This is a genomic window from Parapusillimonas granuli (assembly GCF_013416525.1).
GTDB classification, from domain to species: domain Bacteria; phylum Pseudomonadota; class Gammaproteobacteria; order Burkholderiales; family Burkholderiaceae_B; genus Parapusillimonas; species Parapusillimonas granuli.
In genome coordinates, this window is record NZ_JACCEM010000002.1 from 494,564 (window position 1) to 516,566 (window position 22,003).

Sequence of the window (22,003 nt, forward strand, 5' to 3'; positions counted from 1 at the left end):
ATTGTCAGGCCCGTAGCTTGAACGCTGGCGGCCGCTTTGGGAATTCGTTTTTGAATAAGGCGGGATTCCGCCCAGGCTAACACGGCGCGCCAGCAAGGGGACCGGACCCCGTGCGGAGCCCGCCCCCTGCCCGCGTCAGACCGGCACCAGCGGGATCTCGGCGATGCGGCTGCGCCATTCGCGCGGGCCGGTGTCGTGCACCGAAACGCCCTGGGAATCCACCGCCACGGTGACCGGCATGTCCTTGACGTCGAATTCGTAGATGGCCTCCATGCCCAGGTCCTCGAAGCCCACGACCTTGGCCCCGCGGATCGCCTTCGACACCAGGTAGGCGGAGCCGCCCACGGCCATCAGGTAGGCGGACCCGTGCCGGCGTATGGCCTCGATCGCCGCGGGCCCGCGCTCGGCCTTGCCTATCATGGAGATCAGGCCGGTTTTTTCGAGCATCATGCCGGTGAACTTGTCCATGCGGGTGGACGTGGTGGGGCCCGCCGGGCCGACGACTTCGTCCCGCACCGGATCGACCGGGCCGACGTAATAGATCACGCGGTTGGTGAAGTCGACCGGCAGCGGCTCGCCGCGCTCGAGCATGTCCTGGATGCGCTTGTGCGCCGCGTCGCGGCCGGTGAGCATCTTGCCGGACAGCAGCAGGGTCTGCCCGGGCTTCCAGCTCGCCACCTGTTCTTTGGTCAGGGTGTTCAGGTCGACCTGCAGCGATTTGTTGTAGTCGGGCGCCCAGTGGACATCGGGCCAGTCGGACAGCGAAGGCGGCGTCAGCACCGCCGGGCCCGAGCCGTCCAGCGTGAAATGCGCATGGCGGGTGGCCGCGCAGTTCGGGATCATGGCGACCGGCTTGGACGCAGCATGGGTGGGGAAAGTGTTGATCTTGACGTCCAGCACGGTGGTGAGCCCGCCCAGGCCCTGGGCGCCGATGCCCAGCGCGTTCACCTTCTCGTAGAGCTCGATGCGCAGCTCTTCGAGCTTGTTCTGCGGCCCGCGCTGCATGAGCTCGTACATGTCGATGTCTTCCATCAAGGCCTGCTTGGCCATCAGCATGGCTTTTTCGGCCGTGCCGCCCACGCCTATGCCCAGCATGCCGGGCGGACACCAGCCGGCGCCCATTTGGGGCACGGTCTTCAAGACCCAATCGACCAGCGAATCGCTGGGATTGAGCATGACGAACTTGGATTTGTTCTCCGAGCCGCCGCCCTTGGCCGCGATCTGGACGTCGACCTTGTCGCCCGGGACGAGCTCCACGCTGACGATACAGGGCGTGTTGTCGCGCGTGTTCTTGCGCGTGAACAGGGGGTCTGTGAGGATGGACGCGCGCAGCGGGTTATCCGGATTCAGATAGCCTTGGCGCACGCCCTCGTCACAGAGCTCCTGCATGCCGCGCCTGGTGTCGAAGCGGACGTCCATGCCGATTTTCAGGAACACGTTGACCACGCCGGTGTCCTGGCAGATGGGCCGGCGGCCTTCGGCGCACATGCGCGAATTGGTCAGGATCTGGGCGATGGCGTCCTTGGCCGCCGGGCTCTGCTCGCGCTCGTAGGCGCGCGCCAGGTGCTGGATGTAGTCGGCGGGGTGGTAGTAGCTGATGAACTGCACGCCGTCCGCGATGGACTGGATGAAGTCGTTTTCTTTGATGATGGTCATGGGTGGGGCTCAATCGTAAAAATGGCGAGCCGATGAGCTCGCCGGTTTCCTTGCGGCGACGCGGTCTTACTTGCCGCGCCACACGGGCTTGCGCTTCTCGGCGAAAGCCGTCGCGCCTTCCTTGGCGTCGGCCGACGCGAATATGTGGGCGACCCGGGGGCGTTGCAGGTCGAACATGTCGGCCTGGCGCCAGTCGCGCGATTCGGTCACGATCTTCTTGGCGGTCTGGACCGCCAGGGGGCCGTTGCCCGCGACGATGCGGGCCAATTCCAGCGCGGCTTCCAGCGCCTGGCCGGGCTCCACCAGGCGGTTGACCAGGCCATAGCCGTGCATGCGCGCCGCGGGCAGCATTTCACCGGTCAGCACGGCTTCCATGGCGATGTGGTAAGGAATGCGGCTTGGCAGGCGCAGCATGCCGCCGGCGCCGGCGACGATGCCGCGCTTCACTTCGGGCAGGCCGAAATTCGCGTTGTTGGCCGCGACGATCATGTCGCAGGACAGGGCCATTTCGAAGCCGCCCGCCAGCGCATAGCCTTCGACGGCGGCGATGATGGGCTTGCGCGGCGGCCGTTCGCACAGGCCCGCGAAGCCGCGGCCTTCGACCAGGGGGCGCTGGCCGCTCTGGGCGAAAGCCTTGAGATCCATGCCCGACGAGAACGTGCCTTCGGCGCCGGTCAGGATGCCGATGACGACGTCGTCGTCGGCGTCGAGCCGATCCAGGGCGGCGGCGAGTTCGTGCGCCGTTTCGTAATTGATGGCGTTCCGCGCTTGCGGCCGATTGACCGTGATGATCTGGATTCGATCGATGATTTCAACTTTCACCAACTCGGACATGAAACGATCCCCATAGAAGTCCGCGCCCGGCGAGGCGCTGTTTGATAGATAACCCAACATCATACGGCCAATTGCCCATGGTCTTGGGGGCGGCATGGCACAGCGACACGGCGGAACCAGTTAAAATTGAAAAATTTTGCGGCTCATCGTTTTACTGACCATCGCTCATGCTCACTTTTCAGCAAATCATTTTAACGCTACAGCAGTACTGGGACGGCCAGGGTTGCGCGCTTCTTCAGCCCTACGACATGGAAGTCGGCGCCGGCACCTCGCACACGGCAACCTTTCTGCGTTCCATCGGGCCCGAGCCATGGCGAGCCGCCTATGTGCAGCCCTCGCGGCGCCCCAAAGACGGCCGCTACGGCGAAAACCCCAACCGCCTTCAGCACTATTACCAATACCAGGTGGTGCTCAAGCCCGCGCCGCCCGAGATCATCGACCTGTACATCGGCTCGCTCAAGGCGCTGGGCATCGACCCCGGCGAGCACGACATCCGCTTCGTGGAAGACGACTGGGAAAACCCCACGCTGGGCGCCTGGGGCCTGGGCTGGGAAGTCTGGCTGAACGGCATGGAAGTCACCCAGTTCACGTATTTCCAGCAGGTCGGCGGCCTGGACTGCAACCCCACCACCGGTGAAATCACCTACGGCCTGGAACGCCTGGCCATGTATCTGCAAGGCGTCGAAAGCGTGTACGACCTGGTCTGGACGGAAGCCGCGAACGGCCGCAAGATCTACTACCGCGACGTCTTCCACCAGAACGAAGTCGAGCAGTCCGCCTACAACTTCGAGTACGCCTCCACCAAGATGCTGTTCGCCCACTTCAACGACTACGAAGCCGAGGCGCAGCGCATGATAGCCGTACCGCTCGCGCTTCCCGCCTACGAAGCCACGCTGAAGGCGGCGCACACCTTCAACATGCTGGACGCGCGCGGCGCCATCAGCGTCACCGAACGCGCAAGCTATATCGGCCGCATACGCAATCTGTCGCGCGCCGTCGCGCAAGCCTATTTTGATTCACGCGAAAAACTAGGATTCCCCATGCTCGTCGACACCGCCGGCACGGAGGCCGCAGAATGAACTCCGCCACCGTGACGACCAAACCGCTGCTCATAGAATTATTCACCGAAGAACTGCCGCCCAAGGCGCTGCAAAAGCTCGGCAAGGCTTTCGCGGAGGGCGTGCGCAAAGTGCTTGCGCAGCACCATCTCCTGGCGCCGGATTGCACCGTGGCCGATTTCGCAACGCCCCGCCGGCTGGCGGCGCATCTGTCCGCCGTGCTGGAACAGGCGCCCGAACAAAGCTACACCGAAAAACTCATGCCGGCCAAGATCGGCCTGACCGAAACCGGCGAGATCAGCCCGGCGCTGGCCAAGAAGCTCGCGGCCAAAGGGCTGGCGCAGCTCACGCCCGCCGACCTGGTCACCGAATCCGACGGCAAGCAGGACTACCTCTACGCCAAGGGCACGACGCGCGGCATGGGGCTCGCGGCCGGCGTCCAGGAAGCGCTCGACCATGCGCTGGCCAGCCTGCCCATACCGAAGGTGATGCGCTATCAGTTGGCCGACGGCGTCAGCAGCGTGAAATTCGTGCGGCCCGCCCACTCGCTGCTGGCGCTGTGGGGCAACGACGTCGTGCCGGTGCAGGCCCTGGGCCTGCAAGCCGGCCGCCAGACCATGGGCCACCGCTTCATGTGCAAGCAGGCGCTCGACATCGCCTCGCCGGACACCTACCAGGCGCAGCTGCTGAACGACGGCATGGCGGTCGCGTCCTTCGACGAACGCCGCGCCATGATCCGCGAACAGCTGCACGACCGGGCCCGGGCCTTGCACGCCGGCATAGGCGACGGCCCCGAGGTCGATGCGCTGCTGGACGAAGTCACCGCCCTGGTCGAACACCCCACCGTCTACGTGGGCGAGTTCGAGGAACGGTTCCTCGGCGTGCCGCCGGAATGCCTGATCCTGACCATGCGCTTGAACCAGAAGTATTTCCCGCTGTTCGAGCCCGCCACCGGCAAGCTCACGCACCGCTTCCTGATCGTCAGCAACATGCGGGTCGACGACCCCGTGAACATCATCGAAGGCAACCAGCGCGTCGTGCGCCCCCGCCTCGCCGACGCCCAGTTCTTCTTCGAGACCGACCGCAAGACGCCGCTGGCCGAGCGCGTCGAAAGCCTCGCGGCCAGCGTCTATCACAACAAGCTGGGCTCCCAGCTCGAGCGCGTGGGCCGCATCCGCCGGATCGCCCGGCACATCGCCGCCCGGCTGGGCGCCGACCCCGACCGCGCGGACCGCGCCGCCCTGCTCGCCAAGGCCGACCTGAACTCCAACATGGTGGCCGAATTCCCCGAGCTGCAAGGCATCATGGGCGCGTACTATGCGCAGGCCGACCAGGAAGCCGCCGACGTCGTCCTGGCCATCCGCAATCAATACCGCATCCGCCTCGACGCCCCCGTCACGAACGACTCCCTGGTCGCCGCCGTGCTGTTCATGGCCGAACGCCTGGAAACCCTGACCGGCATCTGGGGCATAGGCCTGGTGCCCACCGGCGAGCGCGACCCCTACGGCCTGCGCCGCGCCGCGCTGGGCCTGATCAGCGCCTACGAACAGCTCGAAGCCGGCGGCTACCTGAACGTCACCGACGCCCAGGGCCTGCGCCTGTCCGACCTCCTGGACTTCGCCGCCGGCACGTTCGAGCCCGATGCGCTGGCCGCCGGCACGGCGGCCGAAGTCCGGGCTTTCGTCTTCGAGCGCTACCGCAATCAACTGAGCGGCGAGTTCGACCGCAAGGTGGTGGACGCGGTGCTGGCCCTGGAGCCGGCGCTGCATCAGGTCCACGCCCGCATCCAGGCCTGCGCCCAGTTCGCCCGCATGCCCGAGGCGGACAGCCTGGCCGCCGCCAACAAGCGCATTTCCAATCTGCTGAAGAAGGCCGACGCCGCCATCGGCGCCGTCGATGCCGGCGTCCTGGTGGAACCGGCGGAACGCGCCCTGGCCGACGCCGTGGCGCGCCTGGCGCCGCAAACCCGGGCGCGGCTGGACGGCGGCGACTTCACCGGCGCCCTGGCCACCATGGCCCAGGCCAAGGACGCGGTGGACGCCTTCTTCAACGACGTCATGGTCATGGCCGACGACCCCGCGCTGCGCGCCAACCGCCTCGCCCTGCTGAACGAGCTCCATCTGGTCATGAACCAGGTCGCCGACATCTCCATGCTGGGGCCGGCCGACGCCAAAAAGGATGCCGCATGAAGCCGTCCAGCGCTGAACACCGGGGCGCGGCAAGGTGAAGCTCGCCATCCTCGACCGCGACGGCGTCATCAACCACGACAGCGCCGAATTCATCAAGCACCCGGACGAATGGATCGCCTTGCCGGGCAGCCTGGACGCCATCGCGCGGCTCTCGCGCTCGGGCTGGCGGGTGGTCATCGCCAGCAATCAGTCCGGCCTCGCCCGCGGCCTGTTCAGCATGGACACGCTCAACGCCATCCATGCCAAGCTGCGCCGCGAAGTCGCCGTCGCCGGCGGCGCCATAGACGCCATCTTCGTCTGCCCGCATGGCCCCGACGATGGCTGCGCCTGCCGCAAACCCAATCCCGGGCTGTTCCACGACATCGCCCGCCGCTACGACATCGACCTGAAAGGCGTCCCCGCGGCGGGGGATTCCCTGCGCGACCTGCAGGCCGCCGCGGCCGCCGGCTGCGCGCCCTGGCTCGTGCTGACGGGCAACGGCCCCAAGACCCATGAAAAAGGCGGCCTGCCCGCCGGAACGCGTGTGACGGCCGACCTTTCCCTGGCCGTCGACGCCTGGCTCTCAGAGGACTGAATCATGGCCGTGCTCCGCGCAACCCTCTATCAGCTGTTTCTTGTCGTCACCGTCATCCCTTATGCCATCGCCTGCGTCCTGTGGTCGCCCCTGCCCCTGCATTGGCGCTACCGGCTCACGGCGGGCTGGCCGCGCCTGGGCGTCTGGGGCGCAAGAACCATACTCGGCATCAAGTGGCAACTGAAAGGCGCCGAAAATCTTCCCGACGGCCCGGCGATCATTCTGTCCAAGCATCAGTCCGCCTGGGAGACCTTTTTCTTTCCCGCCTACATGCCGCGCGAAGTCTGCTTCGTCTACAAGAAAGAATTGCACTGGCTGCCTTTCTTCGGATGGGGGCTGGCGCTGCTGCGCATGATACCCATCGACCGCTCCAAGGGCCGCGACGCCTTCGAGCAAGTGATCCGCATCGGGCAAGACCGCATCAACGAAGGGCGCTGGCCGCTGCTGTTTCCCGAAGGCACGCGCATTCCGCCCGGCAAAGAGGGGCGCTACAAGATGGGCGGTGCCCTGCTCGCCGTGCGCACCGGCACGCCCGTGATCCCGGTCGCCCACAATGCCGGCGAATGCTGGCCCCGCAAGGCTTTCATCAAGAAGCCGGGCCTGGTCACGGTGTCCATCGGGCCGGTCATCGATCCGGCCGGCATGGACGCGGCCGAGCTCAACCAGAAAGTCCGGGACTGGATCGAGGGCGAGATGCGGGTCCTGAACCCCGAGCGCTATGGGCTCGGCTGAACAGTTCTCCCTGTTTCCCGACATGCCGGAGCCCGCGGGCGCGCCCCCGGCCGCGGCCCCCAGGCCCGCGGAGCCGGCTCGCCTGCGCCCCGACGCCCCCGTCCCCATCGCCCCGCCGCCCGCCCTGCCGGCCAACGCCCGCTGGCGCGAGGTCGCGGCGCCCCAGCAGACCATAGGTTTCGTGCTGCGCCGCTCGCGGCGCAAGAGCATAGGGCTGGTGGTCAACGACGACGGGCTGCAGGTGACCGCCCCCAACTGGGTCAGCCTGAGCCAGATCGACGCGGCGGTGGCCGAGAAGGCGCACTGGATCCTCGACAAGCTGCGCGCGCGCCACGCCAGGCAGCAGCTACTGGCGACCGCCGAGACGCAATGGCAGGACGGGGGCGCCGTCCCCTACCTGGGCGTGCGCATCACCCTGAGGCTGGACGGCGCGCAGAAGAAGCCGAGCTTCAGCGGCATCCTGCACGAGCCGCGTGAAGGGGACGGCCTGTACCTGGCCCTGCCGGCCGATGCCGACCGCGACCGCATCCGCGACAGCGCGCACGCCTGGCTGCAGCAGCAGGCCCGCGACCACTTCGGCCGGCGCCTGGCCTTCTTTCTCGAACGCAGCGGCCTCGCCATGCGGCGCTGGCGGCTTTCCTCGGCGGCGACCCGCTGGGGTTCGTGCAGCAGCGACGGCAACATCATGCTCAATTGGCGGCTGATACACTTCAGCAAGGACGTCATCGACTACGTGGTCGCGCACGAGATCGCTCACCTGCGCGAAATGAATCACGGCAAAGACTTCTGGCGCGAGGTCGGCCGCATCCTGCCGGGCTTCGAACGCGCGCGCGATGCGCTGCGCCGGCATGACCCGGGCACCTTGCCGCTGATCTGACGGCGCCGTCCATTCTTTCACCCATCGTCAAGGAGACTTCTATGCGTTTACTACACACCATGCTGCGCGTGGGCGACCTGGATCGCTCGCTGGCCTTCTACACCGAGGTCCTGGGCATGAGGCTGCTGCGCCGCAAGGATTATCCCGAAGGCAAATTCACCCTCGCCTTCGTCGGCTACCAGGATGAAAGCGAAGGCGCCGCCATCGAGCTCACGCACAACTGGGACACCGACCGCTACGACCTGGGCAATGGCTACGGCCACATCGCGCTGGAGGTGGAGGACGCCTACGAGGCCTGTGCCCGCATCAAGGAAAAAGGCGGCAAGGTCACGCGCGAAGCCGGCCCCATGAAGCACGGCCAGACGGTCATCGCCTTCGTCGAAGACCCCGACGGCTACAAGATCGAGCTCATCCAGCGCAAGTCGCGCGTCGACTGAAGGCTCAGCGCGGCCCGCGCGCGAATTCGCCCGGCGCGAAATCATTCACCTCGATGACCCGGGCCACGGCGGCCTCGGCGGCCTCGATGGTGTCGGCCTGGGCCTGGGTGATCGCGCCTTTCTCGTAGGCCAGCCGCCAGTCCTTCAAGCCGGCATGGCGCACGCGGTCGAGCACCGGCTGCGCTTCGATCACCAGTTCGTAGGCGCGTTCCAGCTGTTCCACCGCAGGGCTGTCGTGGCCGTCCCATACCGCGCCCACGAGCCGGTCGCGGGTGTCGGAGGGCTCCAGCAGGATATTGGCGCAATTGGCCATCAGCGCGTCGTCCGGCGCATTGGCGGACAGCCCCGGCGGCAGCAGCAGGGCGCGCAAGGCAAGGGCCAGCCCGCGCGCCGGCAGGTTGTGCAGGACTTCGCTCAGGCGTTTTTCCATCGTGCAGAACCCCTGCTGGGCGCAAAGCCGGACCAGCGGCAGGTCGGACTCGTGCCGGCCTTCGTCGTGCCAGCGCTTGAGCACCGCCGAAACCAGAAAGAGTTCGGCGAGAATGTCGCCCAGGCGGGCGGAAAGCATTTCCCTGCGCTTGAGCGAGCCGCCCAGGCTGAACAGGGCGGCTTCGGACACCAGGGCAAAGGCCGAGGCATACCGTCCCAGCCGCCGGTAATAGCCCGAGACCGGGCCGGCGCGGCCGGGAGCCGACGCGAACAGGCCGGCCGTCCAGGCGTGGCCGGCCGCGCGCAGGGCGTTGCGGGCGCCGTGAGCCAGGTGCTTCCAGACCAGGGCGTCGAAGGCGTCCTGCCCGGCCGCCTGGTCGGGATCGCCGAGCGCGAGCACTTCCTGCATGAGGTAGGGATGCGAGCGGATGGCGCCCTGCCCGAACACGATGAGGCTGCGCGTGAGGATGTTGGCGCCTTCCACGGTGATCGCCACCGGCAGCGCGCGGTACAGGTTGCCCAGGTAGTTGTCGGGGCCGTCGATGACCGCCTTGCCGGCGTGCACGTCCATGGCGTCGTTCACGGACTGGCGCATGCGTTCCGTGGCGTGCAGCTTCATGATGGCGGAGATCACGGCGGGCTTGTACCCGAGATCCAGGCCCGCGCAGGTATAGCGCCTGGCGGCCTCGACCAGGTAGGCATTGGCCGCCAGCCTGCCGAGCTTTTCCTGCACGCCTTCGAAGCGGCCTATCGGTATCCCGAACTGCGTGCGCACGCGGGCATAGGCGCCGGCGGTATGCGCGGCGAACGTGCATGCGGCCGCCGACAGCGAGGGCAGCGAAATGCCGCGGCCGGCCGACAGCGCGCTCATGAGCATCTGCCAGCCGCGCCCGGCCTGCGAGATGCCGCCGATCAGGGCGTCGATGGGCACGAATACGTCTTTCCCTTCGGTGGGGCCGTTCTGGAAGGCCTGCATGGCGGGCAGGTGGCGGCGCCCGATGGACACGCCCGGCAGATTCGTGGGGACCAGCGCCACGGAGATGCCCGGCTCGGGCTGCGAGCCGATCAGGGCGTCGGGATCCTGGAGCTTGAACGCCAGGCCCAGCACCGTGGCCACCGGCGCCAGGGTGATGTAGCGCTTGCGCCAGTTCAGGCGCACGCCCAGGGTCTCCACGCCGTCGACGAGCTGCTTGCACACCACGCCGGTATCGATCATGGACGCGGCATCCGAGCCGGCCTCGGGGCTGGTCAGCCCGAAGCAGGGGATTTCTTCGCCGCGGGCGAGCCTGGGCAGCCAGTATTCGCGCTGCTCCTGCGTGCCGAACTGCATGAGCAGTTCACCGGGCCCCAGCGAATTGGGCACCATCGCGGTGACGGCCGCCGTCACGGAACGGACGGAGATCTGCCGCACGACTTCGGAATGCGCGTAGGCGGAAAACCCCAGGCCGCCGTATTCCTGGGGAATGATCATGCCGAAGAAGCCCTGCTCTTTCATGAAGGCCCAGACTTCGGGAGGCAGATCGCCGTCGCGCCAGACGATGTCCCATTCGTGCAGCATATGGCACAGCTGCGCCACGGGGCCGTCCAGGAATTCCTGTTCTTGCGGCGTGAGGCGCGGCGGGTGGACGTCCAGCATGGCGTTCCAGTCGGGCTTGCCGGAGAAAAGCTGGGCATCCCACCAGACGTCGCCGGCTTCGATGGCCTCGCGCTCGGTCGCCGACATGCGCGGCATGGCGTCGCGCGCCAGCCGGTACAAGGGTTCCGTCAGCCACTGACGGCGCAGGGATCTCCAGTTCATGATGCTTCCTTTCTACGAGCCACTTTCAGGCAAGCCATTATCCCCCGAAAGACGGGCGAATGGACGAGATCGCGCCATGCCAGAATGGCCATAGTCTGCGACAATCGCATCTGCCGTCCATCGCTTTCCCATTCATATGCTCAACGCCCTCTGGCTCGCTTTCTTCCTCCTCGCCGCGGTCGCCGGACTCTTCCAGTGGCTGGTCCTGCACGACGCGCAAGTGTTCACCCGCATCGTCCAAAGCCTGTTCGAGATGGCGGCGCTGTCGGTCAGCCTGATGATCCTGCTGTTCGGAACGCTCACGCTCTGGCTCGGCTTCTTGCGCATCGCCGAATCGGCGGGCCTGATCGACCTGCTCGGCCGGGCGCTCACGCCGCTGTTCCGCCGCCTGATGCCGGACGTGCCGGCGGGCCACCCCGCCATCGGGCTCATCACCCTGAACTTCGCGGCGAACGGCCTGGGCCTGGACAACGCCGCGACGCCGATAGGGCTGCGCGCCATGCGCGAGCTGCAGACCCTCAACCCGGAACCCGAATCGGCCAGCAATGCGCAGATCCTCTTTCTCGTGCTGAACGCGTCCTCGCTGACGCTGCTTCCCGTCAGCATCTTCATGTACCGGGCGCAGCAGGGCGCAAGCGACCCCACGCTGGTCTTCCTGCCCATCCTGCTGGCCACGTCGGCGTCCTCGCTGGTGGGGCTGCTGTCGGTGGCCTTCATGCAAAGGCTCAAGCTGCACGACCCGGTCGTGCTGGCCTGGCTGGGCGGCCTGGTGCTGATACTGGGCGGCTTCATGGCCATCCTCGCGACGCTCAGCAGCGCCGCCATCGCGGCCACGTCTTCGCTGCTGGGCAATCTTACGCTGTTCGGCATCATCATCATCTTCCTGCTGGCGGGCGCGCGCAAGAAAATCCCCGTATACGAACACTTCGTGGAAGGGGCCAAGGAAGGCTTCGAGATCTCCAAGAACCTGCTGCCCTATCTCGTCGCCATGCTGTGCGCCATCGGCGTGCTGCGAGCCTCCGGCGCACTGGACGTCGCGCTCGACGCGATACGATGGCTGGCCCAGGCGGCGGGCCTGGACGGCCGCTTCGTCGATGCGCTGCCCACCGCCCTGGTCAAGCCGTTTTCGGGCAGCGCCGCGCGCGCCATGCTGATCGAAACCATGCAGCATTTCGGGGTCGACAGCTTCCCCGCGCTGCTGGCCGCCACCATACAGGGCAGCACGGAAACCACTTTCTATGTGCTGGCGGTCTATTTCGGAGCGGTCGGCATACAGCGGGCGCGCCACGCCGTGGGCTGCGCCCTGCTCGCCGACCTGGCGGGCGTGCTGGCGTCCATCGGCATCTGCTACTGGTTCTTCGGCTAGGCCCGTCAGCCGTCGCGCAGCACGCCGGCGTCCACCAAGGCGTCGGACAAATCCATGAACCGCTCGACGGACAATTCCTCCGCCCTTGCGGTTTCCGGGATGCCCAGGCCGGCCCACGGAATGGATTCCGCCCAATCCGACAGGCCGCGCCGCAGCATCTTGCGCCGCTGCGCGAAGGCGCGGGCGACCACTGTCTCGAAAGCCTGTTCGCTCTTGGGCCGGCGCCGATCGGCCGGTAAGGGAACCATGCGCACCACCGCCGAGACCACCCGCGGCGGCGGGTCGAAGGCCTCGGGCGCGACGTCGAACAGCTTGGTCATGCGGTAACGCGATTGCAGCATGACGGACAGCCGGCCGTAGTCCGCCGTCGAGGGCTTGGCGACCATGCGATCGATGACTTCCCGCTGCAGCATGAAGTGCTGGTCCACGACCCGCCCCGCGTGGCGCATCAGGTGGAACAGCAAGGGACTGGATATGTTGTAGGGCAGATTGCCCACGATGCGCAGATTGCCGCCCAGGCTGGAAAAATCCACGTCCAGGGCGTCGCCTTCGACGACCGTGAGCTTTTCGGGCGGATACTGGCGGCGCAGCCGCTGGGCGAGATCGCGGTCGATCTCGACCACGGTCAGGTGGTCGAGCAGCCGCAGCAGCGGCGCCGTCAGGGCCGACAGCCCGGGGCCGATTTCCACCATTTCGTCGCCGGGCCGAGGCGCGATGCCGCGGACGATGGACTCGATGACGCCCTCGTCCGTCAGGAAATGCTGGCCGAAACGCTTGCGCGCCTGGTGAGCCATCAGCGGCGCCGGCTACTGGATTCCGGGTCGAGCCGGTTGTCGATGTATGCCTGGCCGCGCAACTGGCCCAGCCAGTCTTCGAATGCCGGCCCGACACGCTGCTCGAACAGGATCTGCCGGGCCTGCATGCGCCGGAACTCGTTCTCCATGTTCTTCGTGCGCCGCTCGAGCACCTGGATCAGGTGCCAGCCGAACTGCGACTTCACCGGCTGGCTGATTTGATTGACCTCGAGTTCGTTCATGGCCTGCTCGAAGGCGGGGACGGTTTCGCCCGGCGTCAGCCAGCCCAGATCGCCGCCTTGCGGGGCCGTCGCGTCCTCGGAATAGCGCTTGGCCAGCGTCTCGAAGCTTTCGCCATGCGCCAGGCGCTCGCGCAGCTGCGCCATGCGCGCCTGCGCTTTTTCGTCGGACATGACCTTGCTGGTCTTGATCAGGATGTGGCGCGCGTGAGTCTGGGTGACCATCATCGGGCCCTGCTCCGGCAGGGCGGGCTGGGCGAGGGTCGGGGGCGGCGCATGGGCGGGCGCCGATGCCGGCTGGCCACCGCGCTCGCCGCGCGTCAGCACTTTCAGGATGTGGAAGCCGTTGCCGCTCTGCACGATGCCGCTGACCTGGCCGGCCTGGAGGTCTTGCGTGGCTTTCACGAAGAGGTCCGGCCAGCCCTCGATCGGCCGGGTGCCCAATACACCGCCCTCGAGCGCTTCCGGCCCGTCGGACGACGCGGCCGCCACCCCGGCGAAGTCCGCCCCCGAGCGGACGCGCGCCAGCAGGCCCTCGGCCTTCTTGCGCAGTTCCTGTACGCGGGCCGCCGGCGCACCTTCGGGCACCACGACGAGAATTTGCGCCAGCCCCAGGATCTGCGGGCGATTCTGCTGCGCGGCGGGCACGGGCGCGCTCGAAGGCTGCGGATTGGCGGTGCGCTGGCCCTGGGTCTTGAGGAAGGCGTCGACCTCGGCGTCGGAAATGGTGATCGTGTTGTCCACGGCGCGCTGGCGCAGCATGTCGGAACGCACGTCCTGGCGCAGGGTCTTCAGGTAGTCGGACCAGTTGATGCCCGAGCGCTCGATCTCCTGGCGCAGCTTGGCCGTCGTGATGCGGTTGCGCTGCGCGATGGTTTCCAGGGCGCGGTCCAGGTGCTCGTCGGTGACGCGTATGCCCAGGCGCTCGGCCTCCTGGCGTTCGAGCTCGTCGGTGATCATGCGTTGCAGCACCTGGCGCTGCAGGGCGTCCTGGGGCGGCACGGGGATGCGCTGGCGTTCGAGTTCCTTGCGCGCCGCTTCGGCTTCGGTCCGCAGTTGATGCAAGGTGATGACCTGCTTGTTGACGACCGCGGCGATGCCGTCGACGAAACGCTGCGACGATTCCCGGCTCGAAGCGTCGGGCTTGGCAGCCGGCGCGGCCGCCGGAACGGCGCCTGAATAAAAAGCGCCCATCACGACCAGCAGGACGGGGGCCAGCCAGCGCTTGGCATGCGGACTACGCATCATTCATACCTCTCGAAGGTGGTTTTCTCAGCTATTGGTGTCGTGACGGATTGATAGCCGGCCACACGCTCACGCAACAGTCGCATGGGATCGGTGCCGATGGAGCCCAGGCCGGAGAGCTCGAGCTGGAAGAACATGGCGGTATTCACGTCTTCCCTGGACACGGCATAACGCTGCATCACGACACGGGCGGTCCAGCAGCAATCGCCCTTGTACTCCAGGCCGAAGATCGACTGCGTCGACCGCTTCTCGGCAAGAGAATAATCGAATCGGCCGACCGCATAAAGCTTGTTGGCCAGCGGCCATTGGCCCGCAAGAGACACCTGCTCTTTGGTGGCGTCCACATAGCCGGGCTGCGTCTGGACCTGAGGGTCGATGACCTGGCGCGGGTCGCGCTTGTACCGATAGGACAGGGACAGCGACGCAAGACGCTTGGGCTCCCAGCGCACCCCGGCCGTCATGCGGTTGCGGTCGCGCGATTCGGGATTGTACTGGGCGTCGAAGCGCACGAAGAACTTGTCGGTGAGCGCGGCGCTGGCGGCGAACAGATAGTCGGACTTGGTTTTGGTGCGTATCGTGTCGCCCGGATACAGGGTGACCAGCTGATCGCGGAAATAGACGCGCTGGGCGGCCGACAGCGACAGCCGCTCGAAGCCGGATTCTTCGTCCAGCCAGCGGCTGGTCAAGCCTATGGTCAGCTGGTCGGCGTCGGCGATGCGGTCCCAGCCGCCGCTGAAGATGTTTTCGTCGAACGCCTGCGCGAAGTTGAAGTCGGCGTAATAGGTGTCGAAGACCGGAATCTGCGACTGATCGCGATAAGGCACCCGCAGGTAGTAAAGGCGGGGCTCCAGGGTCTGTATGGCGGCGTTGCCGAACAACGAGGCCTCGCGCTCGAAGGTCATGCCGGAATCCACCGAGACGATGGGCAGGATGCGCGACTGCGTGCGCGGCCCCGGCGTCAGGGCGGGCGTGAACGGCGCCGAGAACCCGTGCCAGTCGGTGGAATACTGGCTGAGATGCAGGCCCGCCTTCGGTATCACGTGCCAGCCCGCGCGCATGATGGGATAGGACACCGTGGTGTACGAGCTGAAGCGCGTGCCGTCATAGGACTGATAGGGCTGCAAGCCCGAGGCCTGGGCCGGATACGGGTGCGTGCCGTACTTGAACTTGGGCATCACGAAGCGGGTCGCGTAGTTGTCCGAGCGCAGGTCGAAGCCGCCCCAGTTGTACCTTGCCCCCTGGACGTACAGTTCGGGCAGCCTGTCGTACTGGGGCAGAAGATAGCTGCCGCTTTTGTCCTGCAGCGTCTGGTAGGTGTGCGCATACAGGGACGCATGGAAATACTGCTGCCCGCTCCAGCTCAGGCCGGCGCTGCTGGGCAGATAGGTGTAGCTGGATTCGCTCAGCCCGAAAGAAGAGAAGTCGCGGAAATAATCGTCGTCCGACACGCGGCGCACGTCCAGGCTGGCGCTGAGCCCGCCGCCCAGGCCATGGACGTGCTGCAGCGCGTAGTACCAGCGCTTGCGGTCGGCCGCCCGGTCGTTGGGCAGATAGGTGCCGTAGAACTGCCCGCCGTAATCCTGGCCCAGATAGCGGAATTCCGCGCCCATCTGCAGGCCGCGCTTGCTGAGGTAGCGCGGGATCAGCGTCAGGTCGTAATTGGGGGCGAGATTGAAATAATAGGGAACGGACACCTCGAAGCCGCCGCTGCTCGACGTCCCGTAAGTGGGCAGCAGAAAACCCGATTTGCGCTCCTTGCGGACCGGAAAACTGAGGTACGGCGAATAAAGGATGGGAAAATCCTTGAAATACAGAACGCCGTCGCGGGCGATGCCCTCGTTTTCGTCGAAATGCAGATCGACCTTGGGCGACTTGATGTACCAGGCGGGATCCGGGCAGGGGCAGCCCGAATAGCTGACGTCGGTCAGCCGCATATGGTTGCGGCTGAACATTTCGGCCCTGGCGGCGGTGCCCGCGCCGCCGGTGGCGCCGAGCCAGAAATCGGGTTCGGAGATTTCGCCGGTTTCCTTGTCGACGTTGTAGTCGAAGGCCGGGCCGGTGATCAGGCTCGCGTCGCGCAAGATGAGGCCGTTGCCGCGCACGCGCACGTCGCCGGTGGAACGCTGGTAATCGATGCGGTCGCCCTTGACGATGGCGTCGATGCGCCGCACTTCGGCCTTGCCGGTCAGCACCACCCGGCCGTCCTGGTCGTTTTCGATCTTGTCGGCCACCAGGAAGGTGGACATGTCGTTTTCGTCGATGTTCTTGTGCACCTGCAGCTTGGGGGCGACCTGCAATCCTTTCAGCGCTACGCCCGCGGCAGCCGGTGAAGCCGACTGCTGCGCCTGTGCCGCCGGGAGGGCCCCGGCCGCGAAAAGAAGTGCCCACCAAACCAAACGCACGAGAATTGTGTCTCCTGAAAAGCCTATATTTTGGCACAGCAGCCAAACCGCAACGATTGGCGACCCGGTATTATAGAGAAGCCCGCGCGTGCGCGGGCAAAGCGCGCCCAACTATTTCCGCCCATGATTTTCTACCATGAAACCTGATTTGAACTCCAGCGCAGACGCCCGACTGATCGAACTGAAGGCCTGGCTGCAAGGCCTGCCGCCCGCGCTGGGCCTGGATCTCCAGACACTGCGCCCCGCCTCCAGCGATGCCAGCTTCCGCCGGTATTATCGCCTGCGGGCGGGCCCGGACACGGTCATCGCCATGGACGCCCCGCCCAGCCATGAAGACTGCCGCCCCTTCCTGCAGGTCGGCGGCCTGCTGGCCGACGGCGGCTTGAACGTTCCCAAGGTGCTGGCCCGCAATCTCGACGCCGGCTTTCTGCTGCTTTCCGACCTGGGCGAACAGACCTTCTACCAGGCCATACAGGCGGGCATGGACGACCGGCGGCTGCAGGCCCTGTACCGGGGCGCGCTCGCGGCGCTGGTGCGCATGCAGAAAATCCCGGCCGCGAGCCTGCCCGCCTACGACGCCGATCGGCTCATGCAGGAATTGGGCGTCTTCCCCGAATGGTATGCCCGCACCCACTGCCAGGCGGCGCTGGGCGAGGCCGAGCTGGCCGCCTTGCAGTCCGTCTTCGCCACGCTCGTGCAAGACAACGCCGGCCAGCCGGCCGTGCTCGTCCATCGCGACTTCCATTCACCCAATCTCATGGTGGGGCCGTCCGACCAGGAGCCCGGCATCATCGATTTCCAGGACGCCCTGGCCGGCCCCATCAGCTACGACATCGCCTCGCTGGTGATGGACGCCCGCACCACCTGGGAAGAGCCGCAGCAGCTGGACTGGGCGATCCGCTACTGGGAAGCGGCCCGGGCGGCGGGCCTGCCCATCGCCGGCGACTTCGCCGATTTCCATCGACAATACGAATGGATGAGCCTGCAGCGCAACCTGCGCATCCTGGGCGTCTTCGCCCGCCTGTCCCACCGCGACGGAAAACACGGCTACCTGGACCACATTCCCCGCGTTTCGGCCTATGTCCGGCAAGTCGCCGGGCGCTATGGGCCGCTGCGGCCGCTGCTGCGCATACTCGACAAAATCGAAAACCGGCAAGCCGTGGCGGGGTACACGTTCTGATGCGGGCCATGATACTGGCCGCGGGGCGCGGCCTGCGCATGCGGCCGCTCACCGACCACACCCCCAAGCCCCTGCTCGAAGTCCGCGGCAAGCCGCTCATCGTGTGGCACATCGAACGGCTGGTCGCCGCCGGCATCCCCGACATCATCATCAATCACGCCTGGCTGGGGGAGCAGATCGAACGGCGCCTGGCGGACGGCCGCCGGTACGGCGCGCGGCTGTCCTACTCGCCGGAGGCCCAGGCGCTGGAAACGGCCGGCGGCATCGCCCAAGCGCTGGAATTCTTCGAAAACGAGCCCTTCGTCGTGATCAACGGCGATATCTGGTGCGACTGGGACCCGGCCCAGGCGCCCGGCCTGGCCGCCGGCATGCGCGCGCGCGCCGCCCTCGCCTGCCTGATCATGGTCGACAACCCCGCCCACCATCCCGAGGGGGATTTCGAGCTCACCGCCGGCGGGCTGCTGCGCGATGCGGACCGGAATGCGGCGCGCCCGGCCCTCACTTTCTCGGGCATAGGCGTCTACCAGCCCGCCCTGTTCGGCGCCCTGCCCAAGGGCGATCCCGCCCCGCTGGCGCCGCTGCTGCGCAAGGCCATGCCGGACGGCAGGGTCATGGGCCGCAAGCACATGGGCAGCTGGGTCGACGTGGGCACGCCGGAGCGCCTGGCGGAGCTGGACCGCGGCGGCGGGCCGGGCCGGCCGGCGCAGGGCTAGAGCCTGGGTGCTAGTGCCGGGCAACACCACACGTTACACTAGCCCTTATTTTTCAAGGGCGGCCGTGTTTCAAAAGTTGCCCATGAGAAACCAGGATCGCCAAACCGCCCGCCGCGGCGGCGATTCGGTCTATGCTTTAGAGTTTTTCAACAAAAGGCCCGCCGGGTAGCGGCCTTTTGATCGCAATACAGGAATATTCGCCCATGTTCGGTTCGTCTAAACGCAACGTCTTCAAGCCCACGGCCTACGGCACGACGCGCCGCTCGCGGCGCGTCCCACGGTGGCTGATGCTGATGCTGACGGGTGTGGTGCTCGGCTCCGGCGGCCTGCTTTTCCTGCAGAAAAGCTACGGCCCCACACGGCTCACGGTCGAGCAGTCCGAACAGCTGCACTACGAGCTGAACAGCGTGAAAATGGACAAGCAGCGGCTGCAGACGCAGGTCAGCCAGCAGGCCCGCGAGCTGGCGGAGGCGCGCGGCAAGCTCGAAGCCCAGGCGACCGAGATCCAGGAGGCGCGCGCTTTCGTGGACAAGGCCAAGAAAGACCTGCAGCTGTTCATCGACGCCATGCCCCCGGATCCGCGCGGCACTTCGCCCGGCGTCCGCGCCGCCTCGTTCCGCGATGCCAACGGCCAGCTCGAATACGAAATCCTCGTCATGCAGGACGAAGGCAAGACCGACCTGTTCTCCGGCGAAGTCGAACTCGTCGTGGCGGGGCGCTATGCCAACGGCAAGAACGCCAACATCGACCTGCCGCCCTTCGGCATCGAGCTGCAGCGCTACACCCATACGCAGGGCCGGGCGCCGCTGCCCGACGGCTTCTCGCCGCGCCAGGTCACCATCAAGATCACGCGGGAAGGCTCGTCCAAGCAAGTGGCCACGCGCACCCTCCGCGTCACGCGATAGCGCTTAAAAGAACCCGGCGGCAAAAAAAAGCGGCATGAAGCCGCTTTTTTTGCGCCATGCCCCCGTCAGAAAGCGGGCACGATGGCTCCCTTGTATTTGTCGTTGATGAAGGCGCGGACGTCCGGGCTGTTCAGCGCTTCGACCAGCTGCTTGACCGCCGGGTCGTCCTTCTTGGCCTCGGTCGTGACCACGATGTTCGCGTATGGGGAATCCGCGCCTTCGATGAACAAGGCGTCCTTGACGGGATTCAGCCCGGCTTCGAGGGCATAGTTGGTATTGATGAGGGCCAGGTCCACATCGGGCAGCACGCGCGGCAGCGTCGCGGCCTCGAGCTCGCGGAATTTCAGCTTCTTGGGGTTCTCGACCACGTCCCGGGCCGTGGCCAGGATGTTGGCGGGATCCTTCAGCTTGATCAGGCCCTGGGCCTGCAGCAGCAGCAAGGCGCGCGCGCCGTTGGACGGATCATTGGGCAAGGCCACCTGCGCGCCCTGCTTCAAGTCCTTCACGTCCTTGATCTTGGAGGAATACCCGCCGAAAGGCTCGACGTGCACCAGCCCCACGCTCACCAGCCGCGTCTTGTGCTCTTTATTGAACGAGTCCAGATAAGGCTTGTGCTGGAAGAAATTGACGTCGATCTGGCCGTCCGACACCTGCTGGTTCGGCTGCACGTAATCGGTGAAGACCTTGATGTCGAGCTCCACGCCGTTCTTGGCCAATGCCGGCTTCACCCGTTCAAGCAATTCCGCATGGGGAACCGGCGTCGCCGCCACGCTCAGCTTGGCCGCATGGACGGCGCCGGCGGCGAACCAGGCGGCCGCGGTCAGCGCCAGTGCCGGCGCGAATTTCTTCAAAAACATAAAAACTCCTAGATGACGTTATTTACGGTTCAGCCTGGCGACCAGGCGGTCGCCGAAAACCTGCAAGACCTGAACCATCACTACAAGAATGACCACCGTCACGACCATGACGTCGGTCTGGTAACGCTGGTAGCCGAAACGCAAGGCGAGATCGCCCAGGCCGCCCCCGCCTATCACGCCCGACATGGCCGAATAGCCGACCAGGGCGATGGCGGTGACGATGATCGCCGCGACGATGCCCGTCGTGGCTTCGGGGATCAGCGCCAGAAGCACCGTCTGGCGCGAATTGGCGCCCATCGCGCGGCAGGCCTCCGAGACGCCGGGGTCCAGCTCGCGCAGCACGTTCTCGACCAGGCGCGCGAAGAACGGCGCCGCGCTGACCACCAGCGGCGGCACCGCGCCCTGCACGCCCAGCGAGGTGCCCGCCAGGACCCGCGTGAGCGGTATCATCACGATGAGCAGGATCAGGAAAGGCACGGATCGCAATACATTGACGATAAAAGACAGCGAGTGATAGACCGGCCCGTTCTCCAGCATCTGGCGCTTGCTGGTCAGGAAAAGCAGTATCCCCAGCGGCAGCCCGATGACGATGGTGAACAGCAGCGAAAACCCCGTCATGAGCAAGGTGTCGATGGTGGCTTCGGCGATCAGCGCCCAGTCGATATTGGCAAGCATCATGGCCTCAGGACCTCGCATTCCACGCCTTCGGCGGCAAACATGCCCGCCAGCGCCTCCAGCCCCGGCTCAGCCCCCTGGGCCGAGACCACCAATTGCCCATACGGCGTGTCCTTTATGCGGCTGACCGAGCCCTGCAGGATGCTCAAGTCCAGATTCAGTTCGCGGCTGGCGCGGCTCAGCATGGGCTGCACCGTCGCGTCGCCCCGGAAGCTGAGCCTCAGCAGCCGGCCCCGCACGGCTTGCGCCAAGTCCCGCCAGCCCTCGGCGTCCACGCCGCTTTCGCTCAGCAGCGACTGGGTGACGGCATGCCGCGGATGCAGGAATACATCGAGCACGTCGCCGCTTTCGACGATGCGTCCGGCGTCGATGACCGCCACGCGGTCGCAGACCGCGCGTATGACGTCCATGCCGTGCGTGATCAGGACGATGGTCAGCCCCAGGCGCTTGTTGATGTCCAGCAGCAGTCGCAATATGGACTGGGTCGTTTCCGGGTCCAGGGCGGACGTGGCTTCGTCGCACAGCAACAGCTCGGGCCGGTTGGCCAGGGCGCGCGCGATGCCCACCCGCTGCTGCTGGCCGCCGGACAATTGGCGCGGGTACTTGCCCGCGTGCTCGCTCAGCCCGACCAGCGCCAGCACTTCGTGCGCGCGCTCCAGCTGCGCGCGGCGCGCCATGCCCGCCAGGCGCAGCGGAAAGCACACATTGTCGATGACGGTGCGCGAGCGCAGCAGGTTGAAATGCTGGAAGACCATGCCGACGCCCTGACGGTATTGCCGCAGCCGGGCGTCCGAGAACCGGGTGATGTCCTCGCCCTTGACCCGGACTTCCCCCTGCGTGGGGCGCTCCAGCAGGTTGAGCATGCGGATGAGCGTGCTCTTGCCCGCGCCCGACCGCCCGATGATGCCGAAGACTTCCCCCTGGCGGATGTGCAGGTCCACCCCGTCGAGCGCATGGGAAACGCGCCCCGGAGACTCATAGGTTTTGCGGATGTTCTTCAGGTGGATCAAGGTGCTGACTTGTTTATGGAGTGCATGGCTCGG

At 66.4% G+C, this 22,003-nt stretch carries 19 protein-coding genes; 10 read left to right on the plus strand and 9 right to left on the minus strand.

Annotation, left to right across the window (positions count from 1 at the left end):
• Positions 1 to 135: 135 nt before the first annotated feature.
• A complete protein-coding gene (locus tag H0A72_RS05025) occupies positions 136 to 1,656 on the minus strand; it encodes a fumarate hydratase (RefSeq protein ID WP_180153948.1) in 1,521 nt (506 codons plus the stop codon).
• Positions 1,657 to 1,722: 66 nt separating this feature from the next.
• Entirely contained in the window at positions 1,723 to 2,490 is a 768-nt protein-coding gene (locus H0A72_RS05030; protein ID WP_180153949.1) for a crotonase/enoyl-CoA hydratase family protein, read from the minus strand.
• 167 nt (positions 2,491 to 2,657) lie between these two features.
• Between H0A72_RS05030 and glyQ the strand changes: the two genes are divergently transcribed.
• The 6 genes from glyQ to gloA are packed head-to-tail and all read left to right on the plus strand — an operon-like array spanning position 2,658 to position 8,357.
• Positions 2,658 to 3,569 (plus strand): glycine--tRNA ligase subunit alpha, encoded by a 912-nt coding sequence (gene glyQ, locus H0A72_RS05035; RefSeq protein WP_180153950.1) that lies wholly within the window; start codon positions 2,658 to 2,660, stop codon positions 3,567 to 3,569.
• Positions 3,566 to 5,737 carry a glycine--tRNA ligase subunit beta gene (glyS, locus tag H0A72_RS05040; protein WP_180153951.1) on the plus strand — a complete coding sequence of 724 codons (2,172 nt, stop codon included), beginning with the start codon at positions 3,566 to 3,568 and terminating at the stop codon, positions 5,735 to 5,737. Before glyQ ends, glyS begins: the two co-directional genes overlap by 4 nt.
• A 34-nt stretch (positions 5,738 to 5,771) precedes the next feature.
• Positions 5,772 to 6,311, plus strand: coding sequence for a D-glycero-beta-D-manno-heptose 1,7-bisphosphate 7-phosphatase (gene gmhB / locus H0A72_RS05045; protein ID WP_180153952.1), 540 nt, complete (start codon positions 5,772 to 5,774; stop codon positions 6,309 to 6,311).
• Between the two features lie 3 nt (positions 6,312 to 6,314).
• Positions 6,315 to 7,043 carry a lysophospholipid acyltransferase family protein gene (locus H0A72_RS05050; protein ID WP_180153953.1) on the plus strand — a complete coding sequence of 243 codons (729 nt, stop codon included), beginning with the start codon at positions 6,315 to 6,317 and terminating at the stop codon, positions 7,041 to 7,043.
• The gene (locus H0A72_RS05055; RefSeq protein WP_180153954.1) at positions 7,030 to 7,920 is read left to right on the plus strand and encodes a M48 family metallopeptidase; all 891 of its coding nucleotides are present in this window, start codon (positions 7,030 to 7,032) and stop codon (positions 7,918 to 7,920) included. The genes H0A72_RS05050 and H0A72_RS05055 overlap by 14 nt, the downstream gene beginning before the upstream one ends.
• 41 nt (positions 7,921 to 7,961) lie before the next feature.
• Positions 7,962 to 8,357, plus strand: coding sequence for a lactoylglutathione lyase (gene gloA / locus H0A72_RS05060; protein ID WP_180153955.1), 396 nt, complete (start codon positions 7,962 to 7,964; stop codon positions 8,355 to 8,357).
• Between the two features lie 4 nt (positions 8,358 to 8,361).
• Here gloA and H0A72_RS05065 read toward each other — a convergent pair whose 3' ends face one another.
• Positions 8,362 to 10,584, minus strand: coding sequence for an acyl-CoA dehydrogenase (locus H0A72_RS05065; RefSeq protein WP_180153956.1), 2,223 nt, complete (start codon positions 10,582 to 10,584; stop codon positions 8,362 to 8,364).
• A gap of 136 nt (positions 10,585 to 10,720) precedes the next feature.
• Between H0A72_RS05065 and H0A72_RS05070 the strand changes: the two genes are divergently transcribed.
• Complete coding sequence (locus tag H0A72_RS05070) at positions 10,721 to 11,950, plus strand: nucleoside recognition domain-containing protein (protein WP_180153957.1); 1,230 nt, start codon at positions 10,721 to 10,723, stop codon at positions 11,948 to 11,950.
• Between the two features lie 5 nt (positions 11,951 to 11,955).
• Here the strand turns inward: H0A72_RS05070 and rsmA are convergent, their stop codons facing one another.
• From rsmA to H0A72_RS05085, 3 genes are read right to left on the minus strand one after another with little or no spacing between them, the layout of a single operon-like run.
• Entirely contained in the window at positions 11,956 to 12,747 is a 792-nt protein-coding gene (gene rsmA / locus H0A72_RS05075) for a 16S rRNA (adenine(1518)-N(6)/adenine(1519)-N(6))-dimethyltransferase RsmA (protein ID WP_180154049.1), read from the minus strand.
• Positions 12,744 to 14,231: a peptidylprolyl isomerase gene (locus H0A72_RS05080; protein ID WP_180153958.1), complete on the minus strand. Its 1,488-nt coding sequence runs from the start codon at positions 14,229 to 14,231 to the stop codon at positions 12,744 to 12,746. Before H0A72_RS05080 ends, rsmA begins: the two co-directional genes overlap by 4 nt.
• A complete protein-coding gene (locus H0A72_RS05085) occupies positions 14,228 to 16,630 on the minus strand; it encodes an LPS-assembly protein LptD (RefSeq protein WP_180153959.1) in 2,403 nt (800 codons plus the stop codon). Before H0A72_RS05085 ends, H0A72_RS05080 begins: the two co-directional genes overlap by 4 nt.
• 148 nt (positions 16,631 to 16,778) lie before the next feature.
• On the opposite strand from H0A72_RS05085, the gene H0A72_RS05090 reads away from it, so the two are divergent.
• The 3 genes from H0A72_RS05090 to H0A72_RS05100 all read left to right on the plus strand — a co-directional run bounded on the left by H0A72_RS05090 (position 16,779) and on the right by H0A72_RS05100 (position 19,428).
• The gene (locus H0A72_RS05090) at positions 16,779 to 17,810 is read left to right on the plus strand and encodes an aminoglycoside phosphotransferase family protein (RefSeq protein WP_484555945.1); all 1,032 of its coding nucleotides are present in this window, start codon (positions 16,779 to 16,781) and stop codon (positions 17,808 to 17,810) included.
• Positions 17,810 to 18,523, plus strand: coding sequence for an N-acetylmuramate alpha-1-phosphate uridylyltransferase MurU (gene murU / locus H0A72_RS05095; RefSeq protein WP_180153961.1), 714 nt, complete (start codon positions 17,810 to 17,812; stop codon positions 18,521 to 18,523). Before H0A72_RS05090 ends, murU begins: the two co-directional genes overlap by 1 nt.
• A gap of 203 nt (positions 18,524 to 18,726) precedes the next feature.
• Entirely contained in the window at positions 18,727 to 19,428 is a 702-nt protein-coding gene (locus H0A72_RS05100; RefSeq protein WP_180153962.1) for a DUF6776 family protein, read from the plus strand.
• A 65-nt stretch (positions 19,429 to 19,493) separates the two neighbouring features.
• Here the strand turns inward: H0A72_RS05100 and H0A72_RS05105 are convergent, their stop codons facing one another.
• The 3 genes from H0A72_RS05105 to H0A72_RS05115 are packed head-to-tail and all read right to left on the minus strand — an operon-like array spanning position 19,494 to position 21,970.
• Positions 19,494 to 20,285 carry a MetQ/NlpA family ABC transporter substrate-binding protein gene (locus H0A72_RS05105; protein WP_180153963.1) on the minus strand — a complete coding sequence of 264 codons (792 nt, stop codon included), beginning with the start codon at positions 20,283 to 20,285 and terminating at the stop codon, positions 19,494 to 19,496.
• Between the two features lie 18 nt (positions 20,286 to 20,303).
• A complete protein-coding gene (locus H0A72_RS05110; RefSeq protein ID WP_180153964.1) occupies positions 20,304 to 20,963 on the minus strand; it encodes a methionine ABC transporter permease in 660 nt (219 codons plus the stop codon).
• Entirely contained in the window at positions 20,960 to 21,970 is a 1,011-nt protein-coding gene (locus H0A72_RS05115) for a methionine ABC transporter ATP-binding protein (protein ID WP_180153965.1), read from the minus strand. The genes H0A72_RS05110 and H0A72_RS05115 overlap by 4 nt, the downstream gene beginning before the upstream one ends.
• Between the last annotated feature and the right edge of the window lie 33 nt (positions 21,971 to 22,003).

Bases quoted from the DNA above. Each gene is read 5' to 3' on its own strand.
- H0A72_RS05100 (WP_180153962.1), top strand. From the start codon at position 18,727: ATGTTCGGTTCGTCTAAACGCAACGTCTTCAAGCCCACGGCCTACGGC.
- glyQ (WP_180153950.1), top strand. From the start codon at position 2,658: ATGCTCACTTTTCAGCAAATCATTTTAACGCTACAGCAGTACTGGGAC.
- H0A72_RS05065 (WP_180153956.1), bottom strand. From the start codon at position 10,584: ATGAACTGGAGATCCCTGCGCCGTCAGTGGCTGACGGAACCCTTGTAC.
- H0A72_RS05055 (WP_180153954.1), top strand. From the start codon at position 7,030: ATGGGCTCGGCTGAACAGTTCTCCCTGTTTCCCGACATGCCGGAGCCC.
- gloA (WP_180153955.1), top strand. From the start codon at position 7,962: ATGCGTTTACTACACACCATGCTGCGCGTGGGCGACCTGGATCGCTCG.
- H0A72_RS05105 (WP_180153963.1), bottom strand. From the start codon at position 20,285: ATGTTTTTGAAGAAATTCGCGCCGGCACTGGCGCTGACCGCGGCCGCC.
- H0A72_RS05030 (WP_180153949.1), bottom strand. From the start codon at position 2,490: ATGTCCGAGTTGGTGAAAGTTGAAATCATCGATCGAATCCAGATCATC.
- H0A72_RS05070 (WP_180153957.1), top strand. From the start codon at position 10,721: ATGCTCAACGCCCTCTGGCTCGCTTTCTTCCTCCTCGCCGCGGTCGCC.
- glyS (WP_180153951.1), top strand. From the start codon at position 3,566: ATGAACTCCGCCACCGTGACGACCAAACCGCTGCTCATAGAATTATTC.
- H0A72_RS05110 (WP_180153964.1), bottom strand. From the start codon at position 20,963: ATGATGCTTGCCAATATCGACTGGGCGCTGATCGCCGAAGCCACCATC.
- H0A72_RS05050 (WP_180153953.1), top strand. From the start codon at position 6,315: ATGGCCGTGCTCCGCGCAACCCTCTATCAGCTGTTTCTTGTCGTCACC.
- murU (WP_180153961.1), top strand. From the start codon at position 17,810: ATGCGGGCCATGATACTGGCCGCGGGGCGCGGCCTGCGCATGCGGCCG.
- H0A72_RS05080 (WP_180153958.1), bottom strand. From the start codon at position 14,231: ATGATGCGTAGTCCGCATGCCAAGCGCTGGCTGGCCCCCGTCCTGCTG.
- H0A72_RS05025 (WP_180153948.1), bottom strand. From the start codon at position 1,656: ATGACCATCATCAAAGAAAACGACTTCATCCAGTCCATCGCGGACGGC.